This is a genomic window from Micromonospora sp. URMC 105, from assembly GCF_051386295.1.
Taxonomy (GTDB): Bacteria; Actinomycetota; Actinomycetes; order Mycobacteriales; family Micromonosporaceae; genus Micromonospora.
In genome coordinates this window covers 1-24376 of sequence record NZ_JBPQTL010000016.1, presented here as the reverse complement: position 1 = coordinate 24376, position 24376 = coordinate 1, and the positions used below count along the sequence as shown (strand labels likewise).

Sequence of the window (24376 nt, the reverse complement as noted above, 5' to 3'; positions counted from 1 at the left end):
CGGCAGCGGCTCTGACCAGGCCACCATCGTTTCGGCCGCCCGGTCGGCGCGACTCCCGCCGACCGCCGGGACTGCTACGGCTCGGCGCGAGCGAGGTCCGTCGCCTGAACCACGCCGCCACCGGCTCCGAGCGCGGCGACGTTCAGAACGCCGGTCCGGCCGCCCGGTGGTCATGGCTTCTCGCGCTCTTGGTCGCTCGTCCACGCCGGACGCTGGTTCTGATCGGTCTCTTGGCGGCGGCGCTGGGCGGGCTCGCCGCCGGGCCCGTCGCCGGGGTCCTGCTCGGCGGGTACGGCGTGCTCGGCGCCCGGGCCGTGCTCCGGCACCGGGCCACCCGGTACGCGGTCGGGCTGCGCCGCCGTCGACTCGACCAGCTCTGCGGTCTCGCCGCCGACCTGCGGGCCGGTCTGCCCGTCCCGGCGCCGGACGACGACGGCGACCGCCTCGGGAGCTTGACCCGGGCCGCGGTGCGGCTCGCCGACCGGACCGGTGCGCCGCTGGCCGAACTCGTCGAACGGGTCGAGGCCGACGCGCGGGCGATGGACCGGGGACTGGCCGCCGCCTCGGCCCAGGCCGCCGGCGCCCGGGCCACCGCCCTGCTGCTCGCCGCCCTCCCGCTCGGTGGGATCGGCCTCGGCTACGGCATCGGCGCCGACCCGCTGGCGGTGCTGCTGTACACCCCGGTGGGGGCGGCCAGCGCCGTCACCGCCATGGGGTTGCAAATCGGGGGCCTGCTCTGGGCCGAGCGGCTGGGCGGCACGCCGGACAGGAGCGCCGGATGAACCGGCAGCAGGGGATAGCGGCCTGTCTCGTCGTGGCGGCGCTGCTGGTGGCGGTCCGTACGCCCGGGGTCCGACCCTCGCGACGGCTGCGCGGGCTGGGTGATCGGGCTCGATCGGCCGAAGACCGCCGTCCCCGGTGGTGGCCGGACCGGGTACGGCTGGGTGCCGGCCTGGCCGGAGTGGCGGTGGCGGTACTCCTCGGCGGGGCACCGGGTTGCCTCGCCGGGGTGGTGGCCGCGCTGGTGGCGGACCGCCTGCTCCGGCGGATCGAATCCCCGGCCGCCCGCGACCGGCGGCTGCGGGAGGCGGCGGACCTGCCCCTGGCGGCCGATCTCCTGGCCGCGGCGCTGCGCGCCGGCGCGCCGGTCGACCGCTCGGTGCTCGCGGTGGCCGACGCGCTCGGCGGGCCGCTGGCCGACCGGCTCCACCGGGTCGGCCGGACGCTGTTGCTCGGTGGGCAGCCCGACGAGGCCTGGTCGCACCTTGGCGCGGTAGCGGGGGCGGACCGCCTGGTCACCGCCGCCTTACGCACCTCGCGCAGTGGGGCAGCGCTCGCCGGGGCGCTGACCCGGGTCGCCGACGACCTGCGGGCGGACCGGTCCACCGCCGCCGAGGCGGCGGCCCGTCGCGCCGGCGTGCTCATCGTGCTGCCGCTGGGGCTCTGTTTCCTACCGGCCTTCATTCTCGCCGGCCTGGTGCCGGTGATCGTCGCCGTCCTCGGCGACGTCCTCTGATCCACCATCGAGAAGGGACACGCCAGTGCGCAAACTCCTCGCCCGGCTCCGCGGGGACGCCGGGATGAACACCGCCGAGTACGCCGTCGGCACCCTCGCCGCCGTCGCCTTCGCGGGCATCCTGCTCAAGGTGCTCACCTCCGGCAACGTGCAGTCCGCCCTGACCGCGGTCATCGACCGGGCGCTGAAGTGAGCCGGCGCCGGCCGGCCGGCCGTGACCGGGGTTCGTTCACCGCCGAGCTGGCGGCCGGCCTGCCGGCGCTGCTCCTGCTTCTGCTCACCGGTCTCACCGCGGTCGACGCGGTCACCACGAAGGCCGCCTGCCTGGACGCGGCCCGGGAGGCGGCACTCGCCGCCTCCCGGGGCGAGAGCGGGGCGGCGGCCGGGGCGCGGATCGCGCCACCGGGAGCGGACGTCTCGGTGACGGTGGACGGTGACCGGGTCACCGCGACGGTGCGGGCACCGGTCCGCGCGCTCGGCGCCCGCCTGCCCCGGATCACCGTGGCGGCCACGACGGTCGCCGCCGTCGAGCCCGGCTCCCCGGCGGCGCACCCGTGAGGCGGGCCCGGTCCGGGCTCCCCGGCGGCGCAGCCGTGACGCCGAGACGACCCGGTGCCGCCGACCGGGGTGGGGCGACGGTGTGCCTGCTCGTCGTCGGCCTGGTGTTCGTCCTGGTCGGGGTCTTCGGCGCGGCGATCGGCACCGCCCGGACGGCTCGGCACCAGGCCCGGATCGGTGCCGACTTCGCGGCGCTCGCCGGGGCGGGACGGGCGCTGGAGGGTGACGGGGTGGCCTGCGCGGCGGCGGCCGAGTTCGCCCGGGCCAACGGCGCATTCCTGGCCGGTTGCCAGCTGGACGGCCTCGACGTGCTGGTGACGGTGGAGGTGCCGGTCACCCCGCTTCCCGGCTTTCACCGGGTGGCCACCGCCACCTCCCGCGCCGGCCCGAGCCGCGACTGACCGAGCCCGACCGGAACGCGGCAGCGATGGCGAGTGAGGGCAGGCGCGGTGCGGCGGCACGCCGGCCGGGCGCGCCCCGCAGGACGCGCCTCGGCCGGTCAACTGGTCAGCGGCTCTGCAGCGCGTCCAGGCCGATCGCCATCGCGATCACCAGGCGGCGGTCCACCTGCGGGTTCTGCACCTCGACGACGTACTTGTCGCGCAGGCCCCACTTCTTGACGACCGAGAAGACCGGCTGGCCCTCGGCGACGAAGTCGAAGTGGTACGGCAGCCAGGACAGCGAGTCCACGAACCGGCGCAGCAGCGCCACCGGCAGGCTCCGCTCCTGGCCGGTGATCTGCGGCAGGCCGGCCTGCTCGACGTGCCAGGTCGAGCGCAGCAGCGACTGGGCGAAGTCCTTGCGGAACTGCCCGATCGGGGTGCCGGCCGCGTCGGTCACGTCGTACGTGGCGCCGAGGTCGAGCCGCTGCCGCGCCTTGAACCCGAGCAGGGGCTGCTGCTTCGAGTCGTCGGTGTAGATGGTGACCTGCTCCTTGAAGGCGAGCCGCTTCTGCTGCGCGAACGCCAGCAGCTCTCCCTCGGTGCCGTCCGGGGCCACGGCGCGGACCTCGTACTGGTTGACCATCATCCGGATCCGCTGCCGGACGTGGAACTGGTGCTGCGTCTGCAAGTTGTCGAGCTGCATGTATGTCTCCTCCGAAGTGTGCGCCGGAGTCTCGCACAACCTGCGGCTCAGCGTCCGCCCTCGACCGTCGCCTTCAACGCCCAGGCGTTGAGCACCTGGTGGATCCCGCGTAGCCGCTCGTTGATCTGTTCGAGGCGTTCCGCCTGCGCCAGGCCGGCCAGGGCGGCACCCAGGGCGATCTGCTGGTCGAGGGTGAGTTTCTCCTGGTCGATCGTATAGAGCAGGTCGACGGTTTCGGCGATGGTGTCGGCCACGGCTCCTCCTCCGGTACGGCATCGGTGGGTTCGGCTGGTGTGGTGAGCGCTGCAGGCGGGCAGGGAGGCCCGTATATGGAAGCGCTCCCATGCATCAATGCCCACCGGCCGGGCCGGTCATGCATGAAGCCCCGAAAGCGAGCCGGCTCAGCTGGCGCCCGGAGTGACCTCGGCGTCCGTGCTGGTCCGGTCGTCCTGACGCGGCAGGAGCGGCGCAGCCGGCAGGTCGGCCGCCGGGGGCGCACCCTCACCCGACCCGGCCGGAACGTCGCCGGCCGGCAGGTTGGCGAGCACCACGTCGAGGACCCGGACGGCGTCCGGCTTGGAGAGCGGATTGTTGCCGTTGCCGCACTTCGGCGACTGCACGCACGACGGGCAGCCCGCCTCGCAGCCACACTCGGCGATCGCGTCCCGGGTGGCGCGCAGCCAGGCCGCCGCCGTCCCGTACGCCCGCTCGGCGAAGCCCGCCCCGCCCGGGTGCCCGTCGTACACGAAGACGGTCGGGGCCTCGGTGTCCGGGTGCACGGCGGTGGAGAGGCCGCCGATGTCCCAGCGGTCGCAGGTCGCCATCAGCGGCAGCAGTCCGATCGCGGCGTGCTCGGCGGCGTGCAGCGCGCCGGGGATGTCGGCGGCCTCCACCCCGGCGGCGGCCAGCGACTGCGGGGAGAGGGTGAACCAGACCGCGACGGTGCGCAGCTCCCGGGCCGGCAGGTCCAGCGGCCGAGTGTCGATCACTTCGCCGGAGGCGATCCGCCGCCGCTGGTACGACACGACCTGGCTGGTCACGTCCACCTCGCCGAGGAAGAGCCCGACCGGCCCGGCGTCCGCGTACGAGCGCACCGACACCACCGACAGCGAGGTCACGTCGCGGGCGTGGGTGGACCAGTCCGGCTCCTCGGCGTGCACCAGCGCGCAGCCGTCGTCGAGGTCGAGGGAGTCGACCACGTACGAGACGCCCTGGTGCAGGTAGACCGCGCCGGGGTGGATGAGGAAGTGCGAGGAGCCGCCGTCGACGGTGCCGAGCAGCCGACCGGTCGAGGCCTCCACCACGCAGACCGGCGCGCCGCCCTCGCCGCGCAGGTCCACCTCGGGCCGCTCCCGGTGCCGCCAGTACCAGCCGGTGGGCCGCTGCCGCAGCGCCCCCGCCGCGACCAGCTCCTCCACCGCCTCCTTCGCGCCGTCGCCGAACAGCTCCAGGTCGGCCGGGGTGAGCGGGGCCTCCGCCGCCGCGCAGGCGAGCTGCGGGGCGAGCACGTACGGGTTGGCCGGGTCGAGCACGGTCGCCTCGACCGGCCGTCCGAACAGCGCCTCGGGGTGATGCACCAGATAGGTGTCCAGTGGGTCGTCCCGGGCCACCAGCACCGCCAGGGCCTCGTCGCCGGAGCGGCCGGCCCGACCGGCCTGCTGCCAGAGCGACGCCCGGGTGCCCGGCCAGCCGCAGATCAGCACGGCGTCCAGGCCGACCAGGTCGACGCCGAGTTCCAGTGCGTTGGTGGAGGCGAGGCCGAGCAGGTCGCCGTGGAGCAGGGCGCGTTCCAGCTCGCGCCGCTCCTCGCGCAGGTAGCCGGCCCGGTAGGCGGCCACCCGGTCACCGAGCCCGGGGACGGCCTCGTCGAGCGCGCGGCGCGCGTTCGACGCCACCACCTCGGCGCCCTTGCGGGACCGGACGAAGGCCAGCGTGCGTACCCCCTCGGCGACGGTGTCGGCGAGCAGGTCCGCGGTCTCCCGCAGCGCCGACCGGCGGACCTGGAGAAGGTCGGCGTCGGGGGAGGGCGCGTCGGAGGACGGCAGCAGCGGCGGTTCCCAGAGGGCGAAGGTCACCCCGCCGCGCGGTGAGGTGTCCTCGGTGACGGCCGCCACCGGCAGGCCGGTGAGCCGCCCGGCCGCCGCCGCCGGGTCACCCGACGTCGCCGAGGCCAGCACGAAGACGGGGGTACGGCCGTACTTGGCGCACTGCCGCCGCAGCCGGCGCAGCACGTGCGCGACGTGCGAGCCGAACACGCCCCGGTAGGTGTGGCATTCGTCGATCACCACGTACGCCAGCCGGCGCAGGAAACCGGACCAGTGCGCGTGCCCGGGGAGGATGCCGTGGTGCAGCATGTCCGGGTTGGTCAGCACGAACCGGGAGTGCCGGCGGATCCACTCCCGTTCGGCGCGCGGGGTGTCCCCGTCGTAGGTGGCGGGGCGTACCCCGTCGAGTTCCAGGCCGGCGACGGCGCGGAGCTGGTCGGCGGCGAGCGCCTTGGTCGGGGCCAGGTAGAGCACGGTGGCCCGGGGGTCGGCGAGCAGGGTGGCCAGCGCGGGCAGCTGGTACGCCAGGGACTTGCCGGACGCGGTGCCGGTGGCCACCACCACGTGCCGCCCGCCGTACGCCAGCTCGGCGGCCTGCGCCTGGTGCCGCCACGGCGCGACCACGCCGCGCCGGGCCAACGCCGCCCGCAGCTCCTCGGGGGCCCACTGCGGCCACGGCGCCGGCTCGCCCGGGCGGGCCGGGACCCGCTCGACGTGGGTGACCGGGTCGTCGCCGTGGCGGGCGCGCAGCCGGCGCAGCAGGTCGCCCGGCGCCGCCGCCGGCGCTCGCTCGGGGCCCGGACCTGCGGATACGGTGGCTGCGGGATTCACGTCCTGAACTCTCGCACTGGTGTTCGGAGATGTTCGAGCGGGGGCCTGGGTAAGGAGAGGCCTCCGCCGGTGACCAGAGGCCGTCTCGGCGGGGATGGTTAGATGCCCAGGAGAGTTTACGGCTCTCGGAGGAGGACTGATGGAGCTGTCGCTGGCGACCCGCACGGTGGGGGAGCACACGGTGCTCGAGGTCGGTGGTGAGGTGGACGTCTACACCGCCCCCCGACTGCGCGAACGGCTCCTCGAGCTGATCGACGCCGGGAACCGGCGGGTGGTCGTCGACCTCGGCCGGGTGGACTTCCTCGACTCGACCGGCCTGGGTGTGCTGGTCGGCGCCCTCAAGCGGCTCCGTTCGGCCGGTGGCTCGTTCGCCCTGGTCTGCGACAAGGAGCCGCTGCTCAAGATCTTCCGGATCACCGCGCTGGACCAGGTGTTCCCGCTGCACCCCACGGTCGAGGCGGCGATCGCGGCGGACCCCACCGGCGCCGGCGCGTGATGGCGACGGTCCGACTCTCCTTCTCGCCGGCTCCGGTGCACGTGCGCACCGCCCGTCTGGTCGGCGTCGCGGTGGCCCGCCGGGCCGGGGTACGCGAGAACCTGCTCGACGAGGTGCGCCTGGCGATCGGTGAGGCGTGCACCCGGGCGGTCGCCCTCCACCGGCAGTACGGGCTGCCCGACCCGGTGCTGGTGGAGATGTCCGACTCCGGGGCGTACTCGGTGCGGGTGGTGGACCGCGCGCCGATCGAGGCCGGCATCGGCCTGGCCGCGTTGAACGCCGACGACCTGGCCAACGAGTCGCTGACCGACGAGGCGCTGACCACCGGTGTCGGCTTCGCCCTGCTCGCCGGTTTCGTGGAGGACCTCCAGGTCCGCCCGGTCGACGAGGGCGTCGGCACCGAGGTCCGGATGGTGTGGCCGGTAGGCCGCTGACCTTCACGTTCCGCCGTCGAGGCCGTGACCCTGCGGGGTCGCGGCCTCGACGCGTTGATGGCCCCCTATATCAGATTTTTCCTCATAACACAGTTACGAAGATCATCCGGACACGGTGTCCCCCGGATGTGACCTCCAACACTCAGCGGGGCTACAGTACCGGGGTTGTCAGCAAGTGATCCTTCCCGCAACCAGCGGGTATGTGCGTTCATCGCTGGTCCGGTGGGGTGGGTTGGGGCGCTTGCGCAACCGCATCCAGGCGTCGGGTCAGTACGTCCGCTGGCCGGCGCGACAGTGTTCGGTACAGGAGGACATAGATGTCCGGGACCTTGGCCGCCGAAGGCGGCGCGCTGTCCCTTTCCGGAGGAAACCTGACGTACGTCGTCATCGCCGCGGTCATCGCGCTGGTGGCACTCGTCTTCGCCGCCGCCTTGACCAAGGCCGTGCTGGCAGCCGGTAAGGGCACCACCAACATGCAGGAGATTTCCGGGGCGGTACAGGAGGGCGCCTCCGCGTACCTGCTCCGGCAGTTCAGGACACTGGCGATCTTCGTCGTCGTCGCCGTCGTGCTCCTCTTCCTGCTGCCGGTGCACGACACCGACGGCAGCGAGCTGGCGGTGAAGATCGGCCGGTCGGCGTTCTTCGTGGTCGGTGCGCTGTTCAGCGCGTTCATCGGTGGCGCCGGAATGTGGCTGGCCACCCGCGCCAACCTGCGGGTCGCCGCGGCGGCCCGCGAGGCCCAGGGCGGGCGCGAGGCCGCCATGAAGATCGCCTTCCGCACCGGCGGCGTGGTCGGCTTCCTCACCGTGGGGCTCGGCCTCTTCGGCGCCGCGATGGTCGTCATCGCCTACAAGGGCGACGCGCCGACGGTGCTGGAGGGCTTCGGCTTCGGCGCCGCCCTGCTGGCCATGTTCATGCGGGTCGGCGGCGGCATCTTCACCAAGGCCGCCGACGTCGGCGCCGACCTGGTCGGCAAGGTCGAGCAGGGCATCCCGGAGGACGACCCGCGCAACGCGGCCACCATCGCCGACAACGTGGGCGACAACGTCGGCGACTGCGCCGGCATGGCCGCCGACCTGTTCGAGTCGTACGCGGTCACCCTGGTCGCGGCCCTGATCCTCGGCCGCGCCGCGTTCGGCGAGGACGGCCTGGTCTTCCCGCTGATCATCTCCACCATCGGGGTGCTCGTCGCGATCATCGGCGTCTTCATCACCCGGCTGCGCGTCTCGGACCGCAACGGCCTGACCGCGATCAACCGCGCCTTCTACCTCTCGGCGGTGCTCTCGGCGGCGCTGGTGGCGGTCGCCGCGTACCTCTACCTCCCGGCGACCTTCGCCGAGCTGGAGGGCGGCCTCACCGACGTCGATCAGAACCCCCGGCTGGTGGCCATCGGCGCGGTCGTGATCGGCATCGTGCTGGCCGCCGCCATCCAGGCGCTGACCGGCTACTTCACCGAGACCAACCGGCGCCCGGTGCAGGACATCGGCAAGAGCTCGCAGACCGGTGCGGCCACCGTCATCCTCGCCGGCATCAGCGTCGGCCTGGAGTCGGCGGTCTACTCGGCCCTGCTGATCGCCGCCGGCGTCTTCGGGGCGTTCCTGCTGGGCGGCAGCTCCATCACGCTCTCGCTCTTCGCGGTCGCGCTGGCCGGCACCGGCCTGCTCACCACCGTCGGCGTGATCGTCGCGATGGACACCTTCGGCCCGATCTCCGACAACGCCCAGGGCGTGGCGGAGATGTCCGGCGACATCGACGAGGACGGCGCCCGGATCCTCACCGAGCTGGACGCGGTCGGCAACACCACCAAGGCGATCACCAAGGGCATCGCGATCGCCACGGCGGTGCTCGCCGCCACCGCACTGTTCGGGTCGTACACCGACACCCTGCGCACCGCGTACTCCGACGCCGGGGTCGGGGACGTCGGCACCGAGATCCTCAACTCGCTGAACGTCTCCAACCCGCGCAACCTGGTCGGTCTGATCATCGGCGCGGCGGTCGTGTTCCTCTTCTCCGGCCTGGCCATCAACGCGGTCTCCCGCTCGGCCGGTGCCGTGGTGATGGAGGTACGCCGGCAGTTCCGCGAGCTGCCCGGGATCATGGACCGCACCCAGCGCCCCGAGTACGGCAAGGTCGTCGACATCTGCACCCGGGACGCGCAGCGCGAGCTGATGACCCCCGGCCTGCTCGCCATCCTCGCGCCGATCGCGGTCGGCTTCGGCCTCGGGCCCGGCGCGCTGGCGGCGTACCTGGCCGGGGCGATCGGGGCCGGCACGCTGATGGCGGTCTTCCTGGCCAACTCCGGTGGCGCCTGGGACAACGCCAAGAAGCTGGTGGAGGACGGCGCGTACGGCGGCAAGGGCTCCGAGTCGCACGCCGCGACCGTCATCGGCGACACCGTCGGCGACCCGTTCAAGGACACCGCCGGCCCGGCGATCAACCCGCTGATCAAGGTGATGAACCTGGTCTCGCTGCTGATCGCGCCGGCCGTGGTGGCGTGGAGCGTCGGCGACGACCGCAACACCCCGCTGCGGCTGACCATCGCGCTGGTGGCGACGCTGATCGTGGTGGCCGCGGTGGTGTTCAGCAAGCGCAAGGGCGTGGCGATGGACTCCTCCGACGGCGGCTCCGGGGCGGGCAGCCCGGAGCGGGCGGAGACGGTCAGCGCCTGAGGCGGTGGCACCGCGGGTTCCCGGTCGGCCGACCGCCGGCCGGGAACCCGTCCACCTGGGCTGCGAGGGCGGCAAACCTGAGCGGTGGCGCATCGGCGCGGAGGCCGTACGCTGCAACGCATGCGTACGTGCCGGGCGACAGCCGCCGGAAAGCTCACGGTGGTCCTGGCCACGCTCGTGCTCGTCGTCGCCGCCTGCGGTGGCGGGCCCAGCCCGCGGGCCTGGGCCGCCTCGGTCTGCGAGGCGCTCACCCCGTGGCGGGCCGAGATCAGCAAGCTGACCAGCAGCACCGACCAGCAGATGACCGCGCAGACCACCCCGGCGCAGGCGAAGGAAAACCTGGTCCGGCTCTTCGCCGGCGCGGCCGACGCCAGCGAGACGGCCCGGCGCAGGGTCGCCGACGCCGGCGTACCGGAGACCGAGCACGGCGAGGAGATCTCCCGGGGGTTCCAGACCACCCTGGAGAAGGTGCGGGACGCGTACGGGCGGGCCCGCGACACCATCGACGGGCTCGGCACCGCCGAGCCCACCACCTTCTACGACGGCGTCAAGGCCACGGTCGAGACGCTCACCAAGGAGTACGACGCGAGCGCGCTGGACACCAGCCAGCTCAACTCTGAAGAGCTCAAACAGGCCTTCGACGAGGTTCCGGAGTGTCGCTGACCCCTCCCGACTCACCCCCCGAACCGGTGCGCCAGCTCTCGCTGTTCGGCACCGAGGCGGCGGACCCGTCCGTCGCCGACCTGGCCGGTCTGCTCGCCGGCCCCGGTGACGTGGGCCGGATGGGCCGGACCGCCCGGCTGTCGATCGTGGTCGACGCCGCCTGGCGGGTGCACGTGCTCGTCGCCGAGCTGGCGGCGCGCGGGCTGGCCGCCAGCTGGGAGGCGACCGAGGACCAGCGCTACGCCGTGCGCACCTCGTACACCCGGACCCTGGCCCCGTTGGCGATGGCCTGGCTCACCGACTCGGGCCGCAAGCGCCCACCCGGCGGATTCCACCTCAACGGTCGCCGGCTGCGGCTCTGGCTGGCCGCCGCCGGCGCCGCCGACCCGGCGGGCTTCCTGCTGCGCCTCGGCGACGGCGACCAGGAGTGGTGGCCGGCGGTGCGGACCGCGCTCGCCACGGTCGGGCTGCCGGGTGCCCTGCTCGACCCGGGCGAGGGCGGCCCGGCGTACCGGATCACGGGCCGGCGACGGCTGACCCGGCTGGCGGAGCTGGTCGGTGATCGCCCCCCGGCCGCGCCCCCGGCCGACTGGCCCGCGCTCCCCGCCTGACCGCCTGCTCGGACCCGGCCGAATGCCCGCTGCAAGATCGACTCTGGTCGACGTATCCGGCGTCGCACCTCGGCGGGAAGGGCCGGGCCGGCAGGGGCGGCGCCGAGGTGTCCGATCGGGGACAGCCGAGCGGCGGCTCGTCCGGATAAAACGGCTCGGTGACCCTCGGCCGGGGGTCCGCCATCGTCACAGTGTTCCGCCTCCGGCCATACCCACGGTGTACGGTGGCGCCGTCCGGCCCGTGAAGCCCGCGCGGCGCCGTGGCGCCCGCCGCGCGGAGGCTGTTTGCCGCCCGCGAAACCCGAAACCCCGGCGGCGCGTTACGTTGGACATCCGGACCGCCGGTGGTCCGGTGGGGTGCAACACGGCCCGAATCGGGCATGGAGCAGGAGTGAGGTCGGGGAGAGACGTGCCAAGCAACGCTGGAACCACCCGTCTGGTCATCGTCGAGTCACCGGCGAAGGCCAAGACGATCTCGGGCTACCTCGGCCCGGGATACGTCGTGGAGGCCAGCTTCGGCCACGTCCGGGACCTCCCGCGCAACGCCGCCGACGTGCCGGCCAAGTACAAGGGCGAGGCCTGGGCCCGGCTCGGGGTGGACGTCGACAACGGCTTCCACGCGCTCTACGTGGTCTCCGCCGACCGTAAGCAGCAGATCAGCAAGCTGGTGAAGCTGGCCAAGGAGGTCGACGAGATCTTCCTGGCGACGGACGAGGACCGCGAGGGCGAGGCGATCGCCTGGCACCTGGTGGAGACCCTCAAGCCCAAGGTGCCGGTCAAGCGGATGGTGTTCCACGAGATCACCAAGCCGGCGATCCAGGCGGCGGTGGCCAACCCCCGCGAGATCGACCGCGACCTGGTCGACGCCCAGGAGGCGCGCCGCATCCTCGACCGGCTCTACGGCTACGAGGTCTCCCCGGTGCTGTGGAAGAAGGTCATGCCGAAGCTCTCGGCGGGCCGGGTGCAGTCCGTGGCGACCCGGATCGTGGTCGAGCGGGAGCGCCAGCGGATGGCCTTCCGCACCGCCGAGTACTGGGACATCCTCGCCACCCTGGCGGTGGCGAACGCCGGTGAGGGCCCGCGCAACTTCAACGCCACCCTGGTCGCGCTGAACGGCGACCGGATCGCCACCGGCAAGGACTTCGAGCCGACCACGGGTCGCGTGAAGCCCGGCGCCGGGGTGGTCCACCTCGACGAGAGCGGTGCCCGGGGTCTCGCGGCCCGCCTCCAGGGACGGCCGTTCACCGTCACCCGGGTCGAGGAGAAGCCGTACCGCCGCCGCCCGTACGCGCCGTTCATCACCTCCACGCTCCAGCAGGAGGCGGCCCGCAAGCTGCGGTTCTCGTCGCAGCAGACGATGCGCACCGCGCAGCGCCTCTACGAGAACGGCTACATCACCTACATGCGTACCGACTCGGTGAACCTGTCGGAGACCGCCATCTCGGCGGCCCGCCGGCAGATCGTCGAGCTGTACGGCGAGCGCAGCGTGCCGCCGGAGCCGCGCCGCTACACCGGCAAGGTGAAGAACGCGCAGGAGGCGCACGAGGCGATCCGCCCGGCGGGGGACAACTTCCGCACCCCGGGCGAGGTGGCCAAGGAGCTGTCGGCCGAGGAGTTCAAGCTCTACGAGCTGATCTGGCGGCGCACAATCGCCTCCCAGATGACCGACGCGGTCGGCTCCAGCGTCTCGGTGCGCATCCGCGCCGTCTCCTCCGCCCAGGAGGAGGCCGACTTCGGCGCGACCGGCAAGACCATCACCGACCCGGGCTTCCTGCGGGCGTACGTCGAGTCCAGTGACGACGAGAACGCCGAGGCCGAGGACGCCGAGCGCCGGCTGCCCACCCTGGTCAGGGACCAGCCGCTGACCGCCGACGAGCTGGCCGCGCAGGGTCACCACACCCAGCCGCCGTCGCGCTACACCGAGGCGTCGCTGGTCAAGGCGCTGGAAGAGCTGGGCATCGGCCGCCCGTCGACGTACGCGTCGATCATGCAGACCATCCAGGACCGCGGGTACGTCTTCAAGCGCGGCCAGGCGATGATCCCGTCCTTCCTGGCGTTCGCGGTGATCGGGCTGATGGAGCGGCACTACCCGCGCCTGATCGACTACGACTTCACCGCCAGCATGGAGAACGAGCTGGACGAGATCGCCGGCGGCGACCACGCCTCGGTCGACTTCCTCACCTCCTTCTACTTCGGCAGCGCCAACGGCGCCGGCGACCAGGCGATCGCCCACGCCGGTGGCCTGAAGAAGCTGGTCACCGAGAACATCAGCGACATCGACGCGCGCAGCGTCAACTCGATCCCGCTGCACACCGACGACGAGGGCCGCGAGGTCGTCGTCCGGGTCGGCCGGTACGGGCCGTACCTGCAGCGGGCGGTGCCGGGCGAGCAGCCCGCGCCCGCCGCGGAGGGCGAGGAGGGCGGCGGCCAAGGCGACCGGGCCCCGATCCCCGAGGGGCTGGCGCCGGACGAGCTGACCCCGGAGAAGGTGCGCGAGCTGTTCCTGGGCGGCGGGGGCGAGCGCAAGCTCGGCGACGACCCGGCCACCGGCGAGCCGATCCTGCTCAAGTCCGGCCGGTTCGGCCCGTACGTGGCCAGCGGCGAGCGCAAGTCCTCGCTGCTGCGCTCGCAGACGCCGGACTCGCTCACCCTGGACGAGGCGCTCAAGCTGCTGAGCCTGCCCCGGCTGGTCGGGGTGGCCCCGGACGGCACCGAGGTCTTCGCCAACAACGGCCGCTTCGGCCCGTACGTCAAGCAGGGTGACGAGTTCCGCTCGCTGGACTCGGAAGACAAGATGTTCACCGTCACCCTGGACGAGGCGCTGGCGCTGCTGGCCGCCCCGAAGGCCCGCCAGCGGCGCGCCGCCGCGCCGCCGCTGCGGGAGATGGGCGTCGACCCGCTGACCGAGAAGCCGCTGGTGATCAAGGACGGCCGGTTCGGGCCGTACGTGACCGACGGCGAGTTCAACGCGTCGCTGCGCCGGGGTCAGACCCCGGAGGAGCTGACCATCGAGCAGGCCTCCGAGATGCTGGCCGAGAAGCGGGCGAAGGGTCCGGCGCCGAAGAAGAAGGCGGCGGCCAAGAAGGCCCCGGCCAAGAAGGCGGCCCCGGCGAAGAAGACGGCCGCCGCCGCCAAGTCGACCGCGGCGAAGAAGACCACCACCGCCAAGACGACGGCGGCCAAGAAGGCTCCGGCGAAGAAGGCCGCCCCGAAGAAGGCGGCCAGCACCACCGAGTGACGGACCCCGGGCGCCCTCGGCGCCCGGGGCACCCTCAGCCGAGGATGCGGTCCAGGTGCGGGTTGCTGAAAAGGCGGTCGGGGTCCAGCCGGTCGCGGACCGCCCGGAAGTCGCCGAACCGGGGGTACGCGGGGGCGAGCGACGCCGCGTCCCGGTAGTGCAGCTTGCCCCAGTGCGGCCGGCCGCCGAGCTCGGCCGCCACCTCCTCGAAGGCCCGGAAGTACGGCTCGTACGGCATGCCGACGTACTGGTGGATCGCCACGTAGGCAGACTCCCGGCCGTAGCCGTGCGACAGCCAGATGTCGTCGGCGGCGGTGAACCGCACCTCGACCGGGAAGAGGACCTTGAACGGCAGCCCGTCGACGATCCGCCGGAGGGCGTCGAGCGCGGCGGGCAGGGCGGCGCGCGGCAGGCCGTACTCCATCTCCACGAAGCGGACCCGGCGCGGGGTGCAGAAGACCGTGTCGGAGCGGCCGGTGTAGGTGCGTTCGGTGAGCGCCCGGGCGGAGACCGCGCTGATGGCCGGGGCCAGCGCCGGCACGGCGCGGCCCAGCCGGCAGGCCCCGGCGAAGACGGTGTTGGCGAGGAGGTCGTCGTCGAGCCAGCCCCGCCACCGGGGCAGCGGCCGGTCGTCGGCGGGTACCAGATCGTTGGTCTTGACCTGCACCCGTTCGGTGTACGGGAACCAGTAGAACTCGACGTGGTCGTGCGCGTCGATCAGCGTCGGCAGCTCGGCGAGCACCGAGTCCAGCGGCGCGGGGCGCTCGTGGGCCCGCAGGACGAAGGCGTCGACGCAGCGCAGTGTCACCTCGACCAGCACGCCGAGTGCGCCGAGGGAGACCCGGGCGGCGGCGAAGACGTCCGGCCGCTCGTCGGCGGAGCAGCGCAGCACCTCGCCGGTGCCGGTGACCAGGGTCAGCCCCGCGACGAAGGTGGAGAGGCAGCCGTAGGCGGCGCCGGTGCCGTGGGTGCCGGTGGAGATCGCCCCGGCCACGGTCTGCGCGTCGATGTCACCGAGGTTCGGCAGCGCCAGCCCGTGCGTGGCGAGCAGCGCGTTGAGCGCCCGCAGGGTCATCCCGGCGGGCACGGTGACCAGGCGCTGTTCCCGGTCGACCCGGACCTCGGTGGCCAGAGTGGTCAGTTCCAACCGCCGCCCGTCGGCCACCGCGATCGGGGTGAACGAGTGGCCGCTGCCGACGACCCGGATGCGTTCGCCCGCCGCCGCGGCGTCCCGGACGGCCTCGGTGACACCGTCGAGCGTGCTGGGGCGCAGGATGGCGGTGGCGATGCTCTGCTGGTTGCCGGCCCAGTTGGACCATGCGGTGGCGGTACCGGCCATCGGCGCGCTCCTCGACATGAATATGAACTGACTTCATATCAGGAACGTTGTCGCTGGTAAATACCGCAATCGAGGTCCGCTCGTTGTACCGGTAGTCACGGACTCGTGACATGCAGATATGTTCTTCCGTCGAAGGGGGGTGGCGCCGAGTGTCCACACCAGCCGCCACGACCGGGCCGCTGCGCCGCGTTCCGGTGCAGGGTCGAAGTGTCGCGCGGGTCCAGCGGATGTTGGACGCCTGTGCCGAACTCGTCGACGAAGTGGGGTACGAGGGGCTGACCACCACGCTGCTCGCCGAGCGTGCCGAGGTGGCGATCGGGTCGGTCTACCAGTTCTTTCCGGACAAGCGGGCGATCGTGCAGGCGCTGACCCTGCGCACGATGGAGTCCTACCTGCAGCGGCTCGACGAGCGGTTCGCCTCGGACGACCTGACCCACTGGTGGGACGGCGTCGACGCGGGCATCGACGAGTACATCACGATGCACCGCACGGTCCCGGGGTTCCGTACCCTGCACTTCGGCGACGTGGTCGACCTGCACCTGCTCGATGAACAGCGGGACAACAACGGCGTGATCGCCGACCAGTTGGCCCGGGTGCTGACCGAGCGGTTCGGCATGACCGACGAGCCGCGGCTGCGGTTCTGCCTGGAGATCGCCGTCGAGGCCGCGGACGCCCTGATCAAGCTGGCGTTCCGCCGCAGCCCCGAGGGAGACGAGCGGGTCCTCGCCGAGGCCAAGGCCCTGATCCGCGAGTACCTGCACCGGCACGTCGACGCCACCGAGGCCGTCCAGCCCGGCTGACGGCCCGCCCGCCCCGCCCGGGCTGACGGCCCGCCCGGGCGGCCCGGTCAGAGGAAGGCGTGCCCCTCGCCCCGGTAGGTGGGGACGGTGCCGATGACCTCGTCGCCGGAGACCAGATGCAGCTCGTTGACGTGCTCGCAGAGCTCGCCCGCCTTCGCGTGCCGGAACCAGACCCGGTCGCCGACCCGCAACCCGGCGGCCGCGGCACCGGCCACCGGGGTCTGCACCTCACCGGCTCCCTCCGTGCCGACCAGCGTCAGCCCGGCCGGCAGCCAGGGCCGGGGCAGGCGGCTGCGCTCGGCCGGGCCGGAGGCGATCCAGCCTCCGCCGAGCACGGTGGCGAGTTGCGGCGTCGGCCGGCGGACCACCGCGCAGGCGAAGAACGCGGCGGGGCTCGGCTGCCAGGCGCGGTAGGCGTCGAAGAGCGTCGGACCGTACAGGCCCGATCCCGCGGTGACCTCGGTGACCGCGGGATCGGCGCTGGTGGCGGCCACGCTGCCGGTGCCGCCGCCGTTGACGAACTCCAGGTCGGCGTGTTCGCGTACCGCCGCCACCGCCGCAGCGCGGCGGGCCAGCAGTTCGCGGTACGACCCGCGCTGTGCCAGCCGGATCGCGGCGCCGAGCGCGGCCCGCCCCGGCGGGGCGTCGCCGAGGCCGGCGATCTGCGCCTCGTACGCCATCAGCCCGACCAGCCGGAAGCCCGGCCGGGCGGCGACGGTGGCGGCGAGCGCGCCGGCGGCCCGGGCGCTGTGCACCGGTGAGCGGCGCACGCCGACGTGCACCCGCCCGCCCAGGGGCCGCCAGGAGGCGTCCAGTTCGAGGCAGACCCGCAGCTCCGGCCGGTTGCCGGGGGCGCGGACCGCGTCGATCAGGTCGAGCTGTTCGGTGCCGTCGACCATCAGGGTGACGGCCGTGGCCAGCGTGGGGTCGGCGGCCAGTTCGGCGAGCGCCGCCCGCTCCGCTGTCGGGTATGCGACCAGGGCGTCGTCGGTCACCCCGGTGCGGACCAGCCAGATCGCCTCGGACAGGGTGAACGCCATCACCCCGGCCCAGCCCGGCCGGCCCAGCACCCGGCCGGTCAGCTCCCGGCAGCGGATCGACTTGCTGGCGGCGCGCAGCGGCTTGCCGCGGGCCCGGTCGGCCAGCGCGGCGGCGTTGGCGTCGAAGGCCGTGAGGTCGACCACGGCGTAGGGCGGGTCGAGGTGGGCGGTCGCCGATTCGAGGCGCTCGCGCAGGGTGTCGCTGTCGATGGCCACGGTTGCACGCTAACTGTCCGGGATAGTAATGCGAAATACCCTCATGTACCGCCGGGCTGCGGTCGCTGGTCCCGGCGGCCTACGCTCGGCGAGCAGGAGAATGTCGCCGGTGGGGAGGCCCCCCACCGGGACTAGAGTGTTCCACCGAGACTGCCCAGCGTTGGGCCGGCACGTGGAGGTACGGCCATCGAAAGCCAGAAGAACGGCGAGTCGCCCGGCGTGTCGGCGTCCGGAGCGCAGTCGGGAGCCCAGACCGATCGGTCCGGCGCGGCCGCGATCCGTTCGGTGCTGCGCATCCGGCCGTTCCGCCGGCTCTGGATCGTGCTCGGGGCGGCGTCCTTCGGCGACTGGCTCGGCCTGCTGGCCACCTCCGTCTTCGCCGCCGCCCAGGTCTCCGGCAGCACCGCCAAGGGTGCCGCCTTCGGCACGCTGATCGCGGTCCGGCTGCTGCCGGCGCTGGTGCTCGGCCCGGTGGCCGGCGTGCTCGCCGACCGCTTCGACCGGCGCTGGACGATGGTCATCTGCGACCTGCTGCGCTTCGTGCTCTTCGCCTCGATCCCGCTGCTCGCGCTCACCGGGGCCAGCGGTGGCGTGGTGGTCACCTGGGCGGCGGTCGCCACCTTCCTGATCGAGACGATCACGCTGCTCTGGATCCCGGCCAAGGAGGCCGCGGTCCCCAACCTGATCCCGCGCGCCCGGCTGGAGACCGCCAACCAGCTCACGCTGATCACCACGTACGGCCTGACCCCGGTGGCCGCCGCGATCGCCCTGGCGGTGCTCGACCGCAGCGTCCGTACGGTGACCGGCGGCGAGATGCCGGGCTGGGCCGAGCCGGCCCAGCTCGCCCTCTGGTTCAACTCCTTCTCCCGGCTGGCCACCGCGCTGGTGGTCGCCTTCGGCATCAAGGAGATCAGCCAGACGCAGGTCGGCGAGCAGGAGCGCACCGAGCAGAGCATGATGCGCCAGTTCACCGAGGGCTGGAAGTTCATCAAGCAGACCCCGCTGGTACGCGGCCTGGTGCTCGGCATCTTCGGCGCGTTCGCCGGCGGCGGCATCGTGATCGGCACGGCCAAGTTCTTCGCGGCCTCGCTCGGCGCCGGCGACGCCGCCTTCTACATGCTCTTCGGCGCGATCTTCATCGGCCTCTCCATCGGCATCGGGCTCGGCCCGATGGTGGTGCGGGACATGTCCCGCCGCCGCTGGTTCGGCATGAGCATCGTGCTGGCCAGCGCCTCCGTGCTGGTGCTCGCCTTCGCCATCCACCTGTCGATGGCCATGCTCGGTGCGATCCTGGTCGGCGCCGGGGCCGGCATGGCCTTCCTCGCCGGCACCACGCTGCTCGGCGGCGAGGTCGCCGACGAGGTGCGCGGCCGGGTCTTCGCGGTGGTGCAGATCGGCACCCGGCTGGTGCTGATCCTGGCCATCGCGCTGAGCAGCCTCCTGGTCGGCGTCGGCGGTTCCCGCAAGCTGACCATCGCCGACCTCGGCGTCTCCGTCTCCTCCACCCGGCTGCTGCTGCTCGCGGCCGGCGCCGCCGGCATCTTCGCCGGGATCAGCGCCTTCGGGCAGATGGACGACAAGAAGGGCGTGCCGGTCCTCGCCGACCTCTGGGGCTCGATCCGGGGTCGCCCGCTGCTGCCCGCCGAGCCCTTCGTCTCCACCGGCCTGTTCGTCGTCTTCGAGGGCGGCGAGGGCGCCGGCAAGTCCACCCAGCTCAACCGGCTCGCCGAGCGGCTGCGCGAGCAGGGCCGGGACGTGGTGGTCACCCGCGAGCCGGGCGCCACCGGCGTGGGCGAGCGGATCCGCTCCCTGGTGCTCGACAACGCCGGCGCCGAGGCTCCCTCGCCGCGCGCCGAGGCGCTGCTCTACGCCGCCGACCGGGCGCACCACGTCGCCACCGTGGTCCGTCCGGCGCTGGTCCGGGGCGCCGTGGTGATCAGCGACCGGTACGTCGACTCCTCCCTGGCCTACCAGGGCGCCGGCCGTACGCTGCCGGTCGAGGAGGTCTCCTGGCTCTCCTCGTGGGCCACCGGCGGGCTCAAGCCCGACCTGGTGGTGCTGCTCGACGTCGACCCGCACACCGGCCTGTCCCGGGTCTCCTCGCGCAACCAGGGCACCGACCGGCTGGAGGCCGAGTCGCTCGCTTTCCACGAGCGGGTCCGGTACGCCTTCCTCGACCTCGCCGCCAACGACCCGAAGCGCTACCTGGTGCTGGACGCCTCCCGCCCGGCCGAGGAGATCACCGCCCTGGTCGCCCGCCGGGTCGAGGAGTTCCTGGTGGACCCGGCCGCCATCGTGCATCCGCGCCCCGCCCAGGGGCCGGACACCTCGGTGCAGCCCGAGTTATCCGACGCGGAGCTGGTGACGATGGAGCATCGGACCTGATGCCCGACGTCTTCGCCGATCTGGTCGGCCAGGACGAGGCGGTCGCGACCCTGCGCCACGCCGCCGCGGCGGCCGCCGCCGTGCTGCGCGCCGCCCACCCGGCCGGTGCCGGCTCGGATCGGACCGGCGCCGAGGCGTTCGCCGAGGAGGCCGAGGGGCAGCCGGCGGTCGACCCGGGCGCGGGGATGACCCACGCCTGGATCTTCACCGGACCGCCCGGCTCCGGCCGGTCGGTGGCCGCGCGCGCCTTCGCCGCCGCGCTCCAGTGCACGTACGGCACCGGCTGCGGCGAGTGCCCCGGCTGCCACACCACGATGACCGGCACCCACGCGGACGTGCGCCTGGTGGTGCCCGAGGGGCTCTCCATCGGCGTGGGCGAGATGCGCGCGCTGGTGCTCCGGGCGGCCAGCACCCCGTCCGGCGGGCGCTGGCAGGTCGTGATCATCGAGGACGCCGACCGGCTCACCGAGGCCGCCGGCAACGCCCTGCTCAAGGCGATCGAGGAACCGCCGCCGCGGACCGTCTTCCTGCTCTGCGCCCCGTCCACCCACCCGGACGACGTGTCGGTGACCATCCGGTCGCGCTGCCGCGTCGTACCGTTGCGGCAGCCGGCGGCCGCCGCGGTGGCCGAGGTGCTGGTGCGCCGGGACGGCATCGCGCCCGACGTGGCGCAGTGGGCGGCGGCGGCCGCGCAGGGGCACGTCGGACGGGCCCGGCGGCTGGCCCGGGACCCCGAGGCGCGGCAGCGGCGGGACGCGGTGCTGGCGGTACCGCGCCGGCTGACCGGCGTCGGCACCGCGCTCGACGCGGCGTCGGCCCTGATCGAGGCGGCCGAGGCGGAGGCCGAGGCCTCCGTGGCCGAGGCCGACGCGGCCGAGCGGGCGGCGTTGCAGACCGCGCTCGGCGCGGGCGGCACCGGCCGGGGCGCGGCCGGGGCCATGCGCGGGGCGGCCGGGCAGCTCAAGGACCTGGAGAAGCGGCAGAAGTCGCGGGCCACCCGCGCCCAGCGGGACGCGCTGGACCGCGCCCTGGTCGACCTGGCCGGCTTCTACCGCGACGCGCTCACCATGGCGCTGCGCGCCCCGGTGGCCCCGGTGCACACCGACACCGCCGCGCTGGCCGAGGCGGGCGCGCAGAAGTGGGAGGCCGAGGGCGCGCTGCGGCGGCTGGAGGCCGTGCTGGAGTGCCGAGCGGCGATCGAGGCGAACGTCAAGCCCCGGATCGCGGTCGAGGCGATGATGCTCTCCCTCTGGAAGGGATAGTTCCCCCTGTCCACAGGCATCGACAGGTGTTGTGGGCGTGCGGTACGGTCCGGTGTGCCGTGGTGACGGTTACGGCACGCAGAGTGATGACCGGCCGGGGGGAGAACCGATGCCGCGCGAGATCGACGAGGCGTGGGTCGAGGAGGCGGTGCGGCGCTACCGCCGCATCGAGTCCCTGCAGGCCGAGTTCGACCAGGCGGTCGACACCGTCGAGGTGACCGTCCGTTCGCCGGACGGGCTGGTCGAGGTGGTGGTGACGGCCGGTGGGCGGATCACCGACGTCCGCTTCCTCGGGCCGCTGCACTCGCGCCACCCGCGCGACGTCGCCGGCTCGGTGCAGGCCGCCGTCTCCGCCGCGGCGGACGCCGCGCAGTGGGCCCGGGAGAAGCTGCACAACGAGACCTTCGCGGCGTACCGGCCGCTGGCGGGGGCCTGAGATGGACGCACTGCGCGCCCTCGCCGCCCGCCTGGAGGAGGCGAGCGACACGCTGACGGTGCTCGCCCGCACGGTGACCGCCGCCGACCCGGCCCACGCCGCCTTCGGCGCGGACGCGCCGGGTCGCCCCGGCGAGGTCGGCCGGGCGCTGCACCGGCAGTGGACCGCCGCCACCGGGGACCGGTCCCGGGAGGCCGGCGCCGCCGCCGCCCGGCTCGCCGCCGCGGCCGCCGCCGTACGCAGCGCCGCCGACCGCTACGTGGACGTCGACGACACCGCCGGTCGGCGGCTGTCCGGGGAGCGCTGATGGACGCCCTGGACCGGCTCGCCGAGCCCGGCCTGGACCTGCTGCGCCGGGTCGACCACCTGCTCGCCACCGGCGCCCCTGAGGGGCACCGGCTCTGGCCGCTGCTGCGCCGCATGCAGGTGCTCCCCGGCGACGCGCTGCGCGCCTTCCTCGACCTGCAACCGGCGCCGCTGGCGACCGCCGGGCACGCCGTGCGCCGGCTCGTTCGCGGGTACGACGACGCGTGCGCCGCCCTCACCGACCCGGGCCTGTGGACGGGGCCGGCTGCCTCCGCGTACGACGAGGCGCGCTCGGCGCTGCTGCGCCACCTGGACGAGGGGCCGGAGAGCCTGGTCGGGCGGATCGAGTCGACCGCCGGGTACGCCGACGCGCTCGCCCACTGGGTGGAGGGCAGCCGGCTGGCGGTGGCCCGGATGCTCGCCGAGGTGCTCGGCTCCGCCGAGGCGGTACGCGTACTCGCCGCGACCGCGCCGGGCGGCAACTCGGCCACCGGCGCCGGCGCGGCGGCGGAGATCGCCACGAGGGTGCTCTCGGTGCTCGGGGTGGCGTACGACGGGGCCGAGACGCTGCTGCGCCAGTGGTCGCCGAGCCTCACCGAGTCGGCCTGGCGGGCGTCGACCGGCGGGCCGGTCCGCTACGACGGCGTCACCCGGGTGGGCCGCTGACGGTGGACGGCCCACGGCGCCGCGCGCAACGCCCGGCTGGACCGGGCCCCGGCGGCGGCGCCGTGGCCGTTCCCTGCACCCCCCGCAGGTCTGCCTCCACTCAACGCCCTGCCCCCGGCGTTTGTCCCGCCGCGGGGCCCGATTCAACCGTCCGGGCGAGGCCCAAGGGAACGAGTCGACGATCGTGGATGACTGCACGGCGTGACCGCACGGCGACGGGTGGGTCGGGCCGGCACCGGCCGTCCGTCGTAGGGTGGACCGCATGGGCATGCTCTGCGCGGTCAGCTTCAACCGGTACGGGCGCCTCTACTACCTCGACCCGGGGGAGCTGCGACCGCAGGTCGGCGACCGGGTGCTGGTCCCGACCGACGACGGGCCCGAGGTGGCCGAGTGCGTCTGGGCGGCGCAGTGGGTGGCGGAGGAGACCGACGGCTTTCCGAAGCTGGCCGGCCTGGCCCAGGACGAGGACCTGCGCCGCGACGAGTTGCTGCGCCGGCGCAAGGCCGAGGCGAAGGTGGCCGCCAAGCGGCTGATCCGCGAGCACGGGCTGCCGATGAAGGTGGTCGCCGTCGATCATGTTCTCGGCGAGGGCGACGCCGGGGGAGACCGCAGCACCGTCTACTTCACCGCCCCGCACCGGGTGGACTTCCGCTCACTGGTCCGCGACCTGGGCGCGACCCTGCGCTGCCGGGTCGAGCTGCGCCAGCTCTCCGCCCGGGACTCGGCACGGGTGCAGGGCGGCATCGGCTCCTGCGGCCGCGACCTGTGCTGCGCGACCTTCCTCAACGACTTCGAACCGGTGACCATCCGGATGGCGAAGGACCAGGACCTGCCGCTCAACCCGCTGCGGATCTCCGGCGCCTGCGGCCGGCTCATGTGCTGCCTGAAGTACGAACATCCCCTGTACGCCAAGTTCGCCGAGTCTGCTCCGGCCGTCGGCGCCCGCGTCACCACGCCGGAAGGGGAGGGCCGCGTGGTCGGCCACAGCGTCCCGAGGGACGCGGTGACCGTCCGCCTGGACGCCGACGGCTCGCGCTCCATGTGCTCCCGCGCCGACGTCTGCGGCTCCCGTCAGGCGTACGAGAGCCGTGAGCTGTCAGGCCCGGAGGGCGCGGCGCGCTGATCGACGTGCCTCGTCGCTCCCGGCGGTGATCACGCCTTGCTCGTTATCATCCGGCGATGGGCCTGAGGAACTATCTGATCGAGGGCGTCTCAGGCACCGGCAAGACTTCGGTCTGCAGAGAGTTGCAGCGGCGCGGCTGTCATGCCGTCAATGGCGACCGGGAACTGGCTTATCAAGGCGACCCGGAGACCGGTGAGCCGTTGGACGGTCTCGGGCACGAGCACCACATCTGGCGCGTGGATGACGTGCGGGCTCTGATCGCCAACCACGACGAGCCGGTGACCTTCTTCTGCGGGGGCTCACGGAACTTTCACAAGTTCATCGACTTGTTCGACGGCGTCTTCGTCCTCGACGTCGACCTGGACACGTTGAATCGGCGACTCGACGGGCGGCCGGAAGACGAGTGGGGCGGAAGGCCGGCGGAACGCGAACTCATCCTGCGACTGCACCGAACGAAGCAAGACATTCCGAGAACCGGCACCGTAATCGACGCCACCGCACCTCTCGCGAGCGTCGTAGACGAAATCCTCCGCCAGGTAATGCCGTCTCCGCCCGAGTAGAAGGTGACCGTCCCCCCGGGCTTCCTCCGTCGATCATGAAGTTGGCGGCGAAGTAGATCTCTCCAACTGCCGTCAACTTCATGATCGACCTGGGGC

At 73.6% G+C, this 24376-nt stretch carries 23 protein-coding genes and 1 pseudogene; 19 read left to right on the top strand and 5 right to left on the bottom strand.

The window, feature by feature from the left end; translation table 11 throughout:
* Positions 1-8 precede the first annotated feature (8 nt).
* From ACSNN7_RS08200 to ACSNN7_RS08180, 5 genes and pseudogenes are all read left to right on the top strand, one after another.
* A pseudogene (locus ACSNN7_RS08200) lies at positions 9-782 on the top strand (hypothetical protein); the annotation flags it as partial.
* A complete protein-coding gene (locus tag ACSNN7_RS08195; protein WP_436680063.1) occupies positions 779-1516 on the top strand; it encodes a type II secretion system F family protein in 738 nt (245 codons plus the stop codon). The pseudogene ACSNN7_RS08200 and the gene ACSNN7_RS08195, both read left to right, overlap by 4 nt.
* A gap of 64 nt (positions 1517-1580) precedes the next feature.
* Complete coding sequence (locus ACSNN7_RS08190; protein ID WP_208418639.1) at positions 1581-1709, top strand: DUF4244 domain-containing protein; 129 nt, start codon at positions 1581-1583, stop codon at positions 1707-1709.
* Positions 1706-2074: a TadE family type IV pilus minor pilin gene (locus tag ACSNN7_RS08185; protein ID WP_436680062.1), complete on the top strand. Its 369-nt coding sequence runs from the start codon at positions 1706-1708 to the stop codon at positions 2072-2074. Before ACSNN7_RS08190 ends, ACSNN7_RS08185 begins: the two co-directional genes overlap by 4 nt.
* A gap of 35 nt (positions 2075-2109) precedes the next feature.
* The gene (locus tag ACSNN7_RS08180; protein ID WP_436680061.1) at positions 2110-2475 is read left to right on the top strand and encodes an Rv3654c family TadE-like protein; all 366 of its coding nucleotides are present in this window, start codon (positions 2110-2112) and stop codon (positions 2473-2475) included.
* A 106-nt stretch (positions 2476-2581) separates the two neighbouring features.
* On the opposite strand, the gene ACSNN7_RS08175 is transcribed toward ACSNN7_RS08180, so the two are convergent.
* The 3 genes from ACSNN7_RS08175 to ACSNN7_RS08165 form a co-directional block, all read right to left on the bottom strand.
* The gene (locus ACSNN7_RS08175; protein ID WP_436680060.1) at positions 2582-3160 is read right to left on the bottom strand and encodes a hypothetical protein; all 579 of its coding nucleotides are present in this window, start codon (positions 3158-3160) and stop codon (positions 2582-2584) included.
* A 47-nt stretch (positions 3161-3207) separates the two neighbouring features.
* On the bottom strand, positions 3208-3414 hold the full coding sequence (locus ACSNN7_RS08170; RefSeq protein WP_436680059.1) for a hypothetical protein: 207 nt from the start codon (positions 3412-3414) through the stop codon (positions 3208-3210).
* Positions 3415-3561: 147 nt separating this feature from the next.
* Positions 3562-6036 (bottom strand): DEAD/DEAH box helicase, encoded by a 2475-nt coding sequence (locus tag ACSNN7_RS08165; RefSeq protein WP_436680058.1) that lies wholly within the window; start codon positions 6034-6036, stop codon positions 3562-3564.
* 139 nt (positions 6037-6175) lie between these two features.
* On the opposite strand from ACSNN7_RS08165, the gene ACSNN7_RS08160 reads away from it, so the two are divergent.
* From ACSNN7_RS08160 to topA, 6 genes are all read left to right on the top strand, one after another.
* The gene (locus ACSNN7_RS08160; RefSeq protein WP_334452268.1) at positions 6176-6532 is read left to right on the top strand and encodes an STAS domain-containing protein; all 357 of its coding nucleotides are present in this window, start codon (positions 6176-6178) and stop codon (positions 6530-6532) included.
* Positions 6529-6966: an ATP-binding protein gene (locus tag ACSNN7_RS08155; protein ID WP_334452270.1), complete on the top strand. Its 438-nt coding sequence runs from the start codon at positions 6529-6531 to the stop codon at positions 6964-6966. Before ACSNN7_RS08160 ends, ACSNN7_RS08155 begins: the two co-directional genes overlap by 4 nt.
* A 317-nt stretch (positions 6967-7283) precedes the next feature.
* Positions 7284-9635, top strand: coding sequence for a sodium-translocating pyrophosphatase (locus ACSNN7_RS08150; RefSeq protein ID WP_436680057.1), 2352 nt, complete (start codon positions 7284-7286; stop codon positions 9633-9635).
* 120 nt (positions 9636-9755) lie between these two features.
* Positions 9756-10298, top strand: coding sequence for a hypothetical protein (locus ACSNN7_RS08145; protein WP_436680056.1), 543 nt, complete (start codon positions 9756-9758; stop codon positions 10296-10298).
* A complete protein-coding gene (locus ACSNN7_RS08140; protein WP_436680055.1) occupies positions 10289-10909 on the top strand; it encodes a hypothetical protein in 621 nt (206 codons plus the stop codon). Before ACSNN7_RS08145 ends, ACSNN7_RS08140 begins: the two co-directional genes overlap by 10 nt.
* A 409-nt stretch (positions 10910-11318) precedes the next feature.
* Positions 11319-14147 (top strand): type I DNA topoisomerase, encoded by a 2829-nt coding sequence (topA, locus tag ACSNN7_RS08135; RefSeq protein WP_436680054.1) that lies wholly within the window; start codon positions 11319-11321, stop codon positions 14145-14147.
* A gap of 34 nt (positions 14148-14181) precedes the next feature.
* Here topA and ACSNN7_RS08130 read toward each other — a convergent pair whose 3' ends face one another.
* Positions 14182-15486 carry a D-arabinono-1,4-lactone oxidase gene (locus ACSNN7_RS08130; RefSeq protein ID WP_436680053.1) on the bottom strand — a complete coding sequence of 435 codons (1305 nt, stop codon included), beginning with the start codon at positions 15484-15486 and terminating at the stop codon, positions 14182-14184.
* Positions 15487-15713: 227 nt separating this feature from the next.
* Between ACSNN7_RS08130 and ACSNN7_RS08125 the strand changes: the two genes are divergently transcribed.
* Entirely contained in the window at positions 15714-16286 is a 573-nt protein-coding gene (locus tag ACSNN7_RS08125) for a TetR family transcriptional regulator (RefSeq protein ID WP_436680052.1), read from the top strand.
* Positions 16287-16333: 47 nt separating this feature from the next.
* Here ACSNN7_RS08125 and ACSNN7_RS08120 read toward each other — a convergent pair whose 3' ends face one another.
* Positions 16334-17542 carry an alanine racemase gene (locus tag ACSNN7_RS08120; protein WP_436680051.1) on the bottom strand — a complete coding sequence of 403 codons (1209 nt, stop codon included), beginning with the start codon at positions 17540-17542 and terminating at the stop codon, positions 16334-16336.
* A 285-nt stretch (positions 17543-17827) separates the two neighbouring features.
* On the opposite strand from ACSNN7_RS08120, the gene tmk reads away from it, so the two are divergent.
* The 7 genes from tmk (at position 17828) to ACSNN7_RS08085 (ending at position 24280) form a co-directional block, all read left to right on the top strand.
* Positions 17828-19927, top strand: a complete 2100-nt coding sequence (tmk, locus tag ACSNN7_RS08115; protein ID WP_436680050.1) for a dTMP kinase — start codon at positions 17828-17830, stop codon at positions 19925-19927.
* Positions 19927-21189 carry a DNA polymerase III subunit delta' gene (locus ACSNN7_RS08110; RefSeq protein WP_436680049.1) on the top strand — a complete coding sequence of 421 codons (1263 nt, stop codon included), beginning with the start codon at positions 19927-19929 and terminating at the stop codon, positions 21187-21189. Before tmk ends, ACSNN7_RS08110 begins: the two co-directional genes overlap by 1 nt.
* Positions 21190-21298: 109 nt before the next feature.
* Positions 21299-21625: a YbaB/EbfC family nucleoid-associated protein gene (locus ACSNN7_RS08105; RefSeq protein WP_436680048.1), complete on the top strand. Its 327-nt coding sequence runs from the start codon at positions 21299-21301 to the stop codon at positions 21623-21625.
* A 1-nt stretch (position 21626) separates the two neighbouring features.
* The gene (locus ACSNN7_RS08100) at positions 21627-21932 is read left to right on the top strand and encodes a hypothetical protein (RefSeq protein ID WP_436680047.1); all 306 of its coding nucleotides are present in this window, start codon (positions 21627-21629) and stop codon (positions 21930-21932) included.
* Positions 21932-22597: a hypothetical protein gene (locus ACSNN7_RS08095; RefSeq protein ID WP_436680046.1), complete on the top strand. Its 666-nt coding sequence runs from the start codon at positions 21932-21934 to the stop codon at positions 22595-22597. The genes ACSNN7_RS08100 and ACSNN7_RS08095 overlap by 1 nt, the downstream gene beginning before the upstream one ends.
* A gap of 262 nt (positions 22598-22859) precedes the next feature.
* A complete protein-coding gene (locus tag ACSNN7_RS08090; protein ID WP_436680045.1) occupies positions 22860-23720 on the top strand; it encodes a PSP1 domain-containing protein in 861 nt (286 codons plus the stop codon).
* Positions 23721-23776: 56 nt separating this feature from the next.
* On the top strand, positions 23777-24280 hold the full coding sequence (locus tag ACSNN7_RS08085) for an AAA family ATPase (RefSeq protein ID WP_436680044.1): 504 nt from the start codon (positions 23777-23779) through the stop codon (positions 24278-24280).
* Positions 24281-24376: the final 96 nt, after the last annotated feature.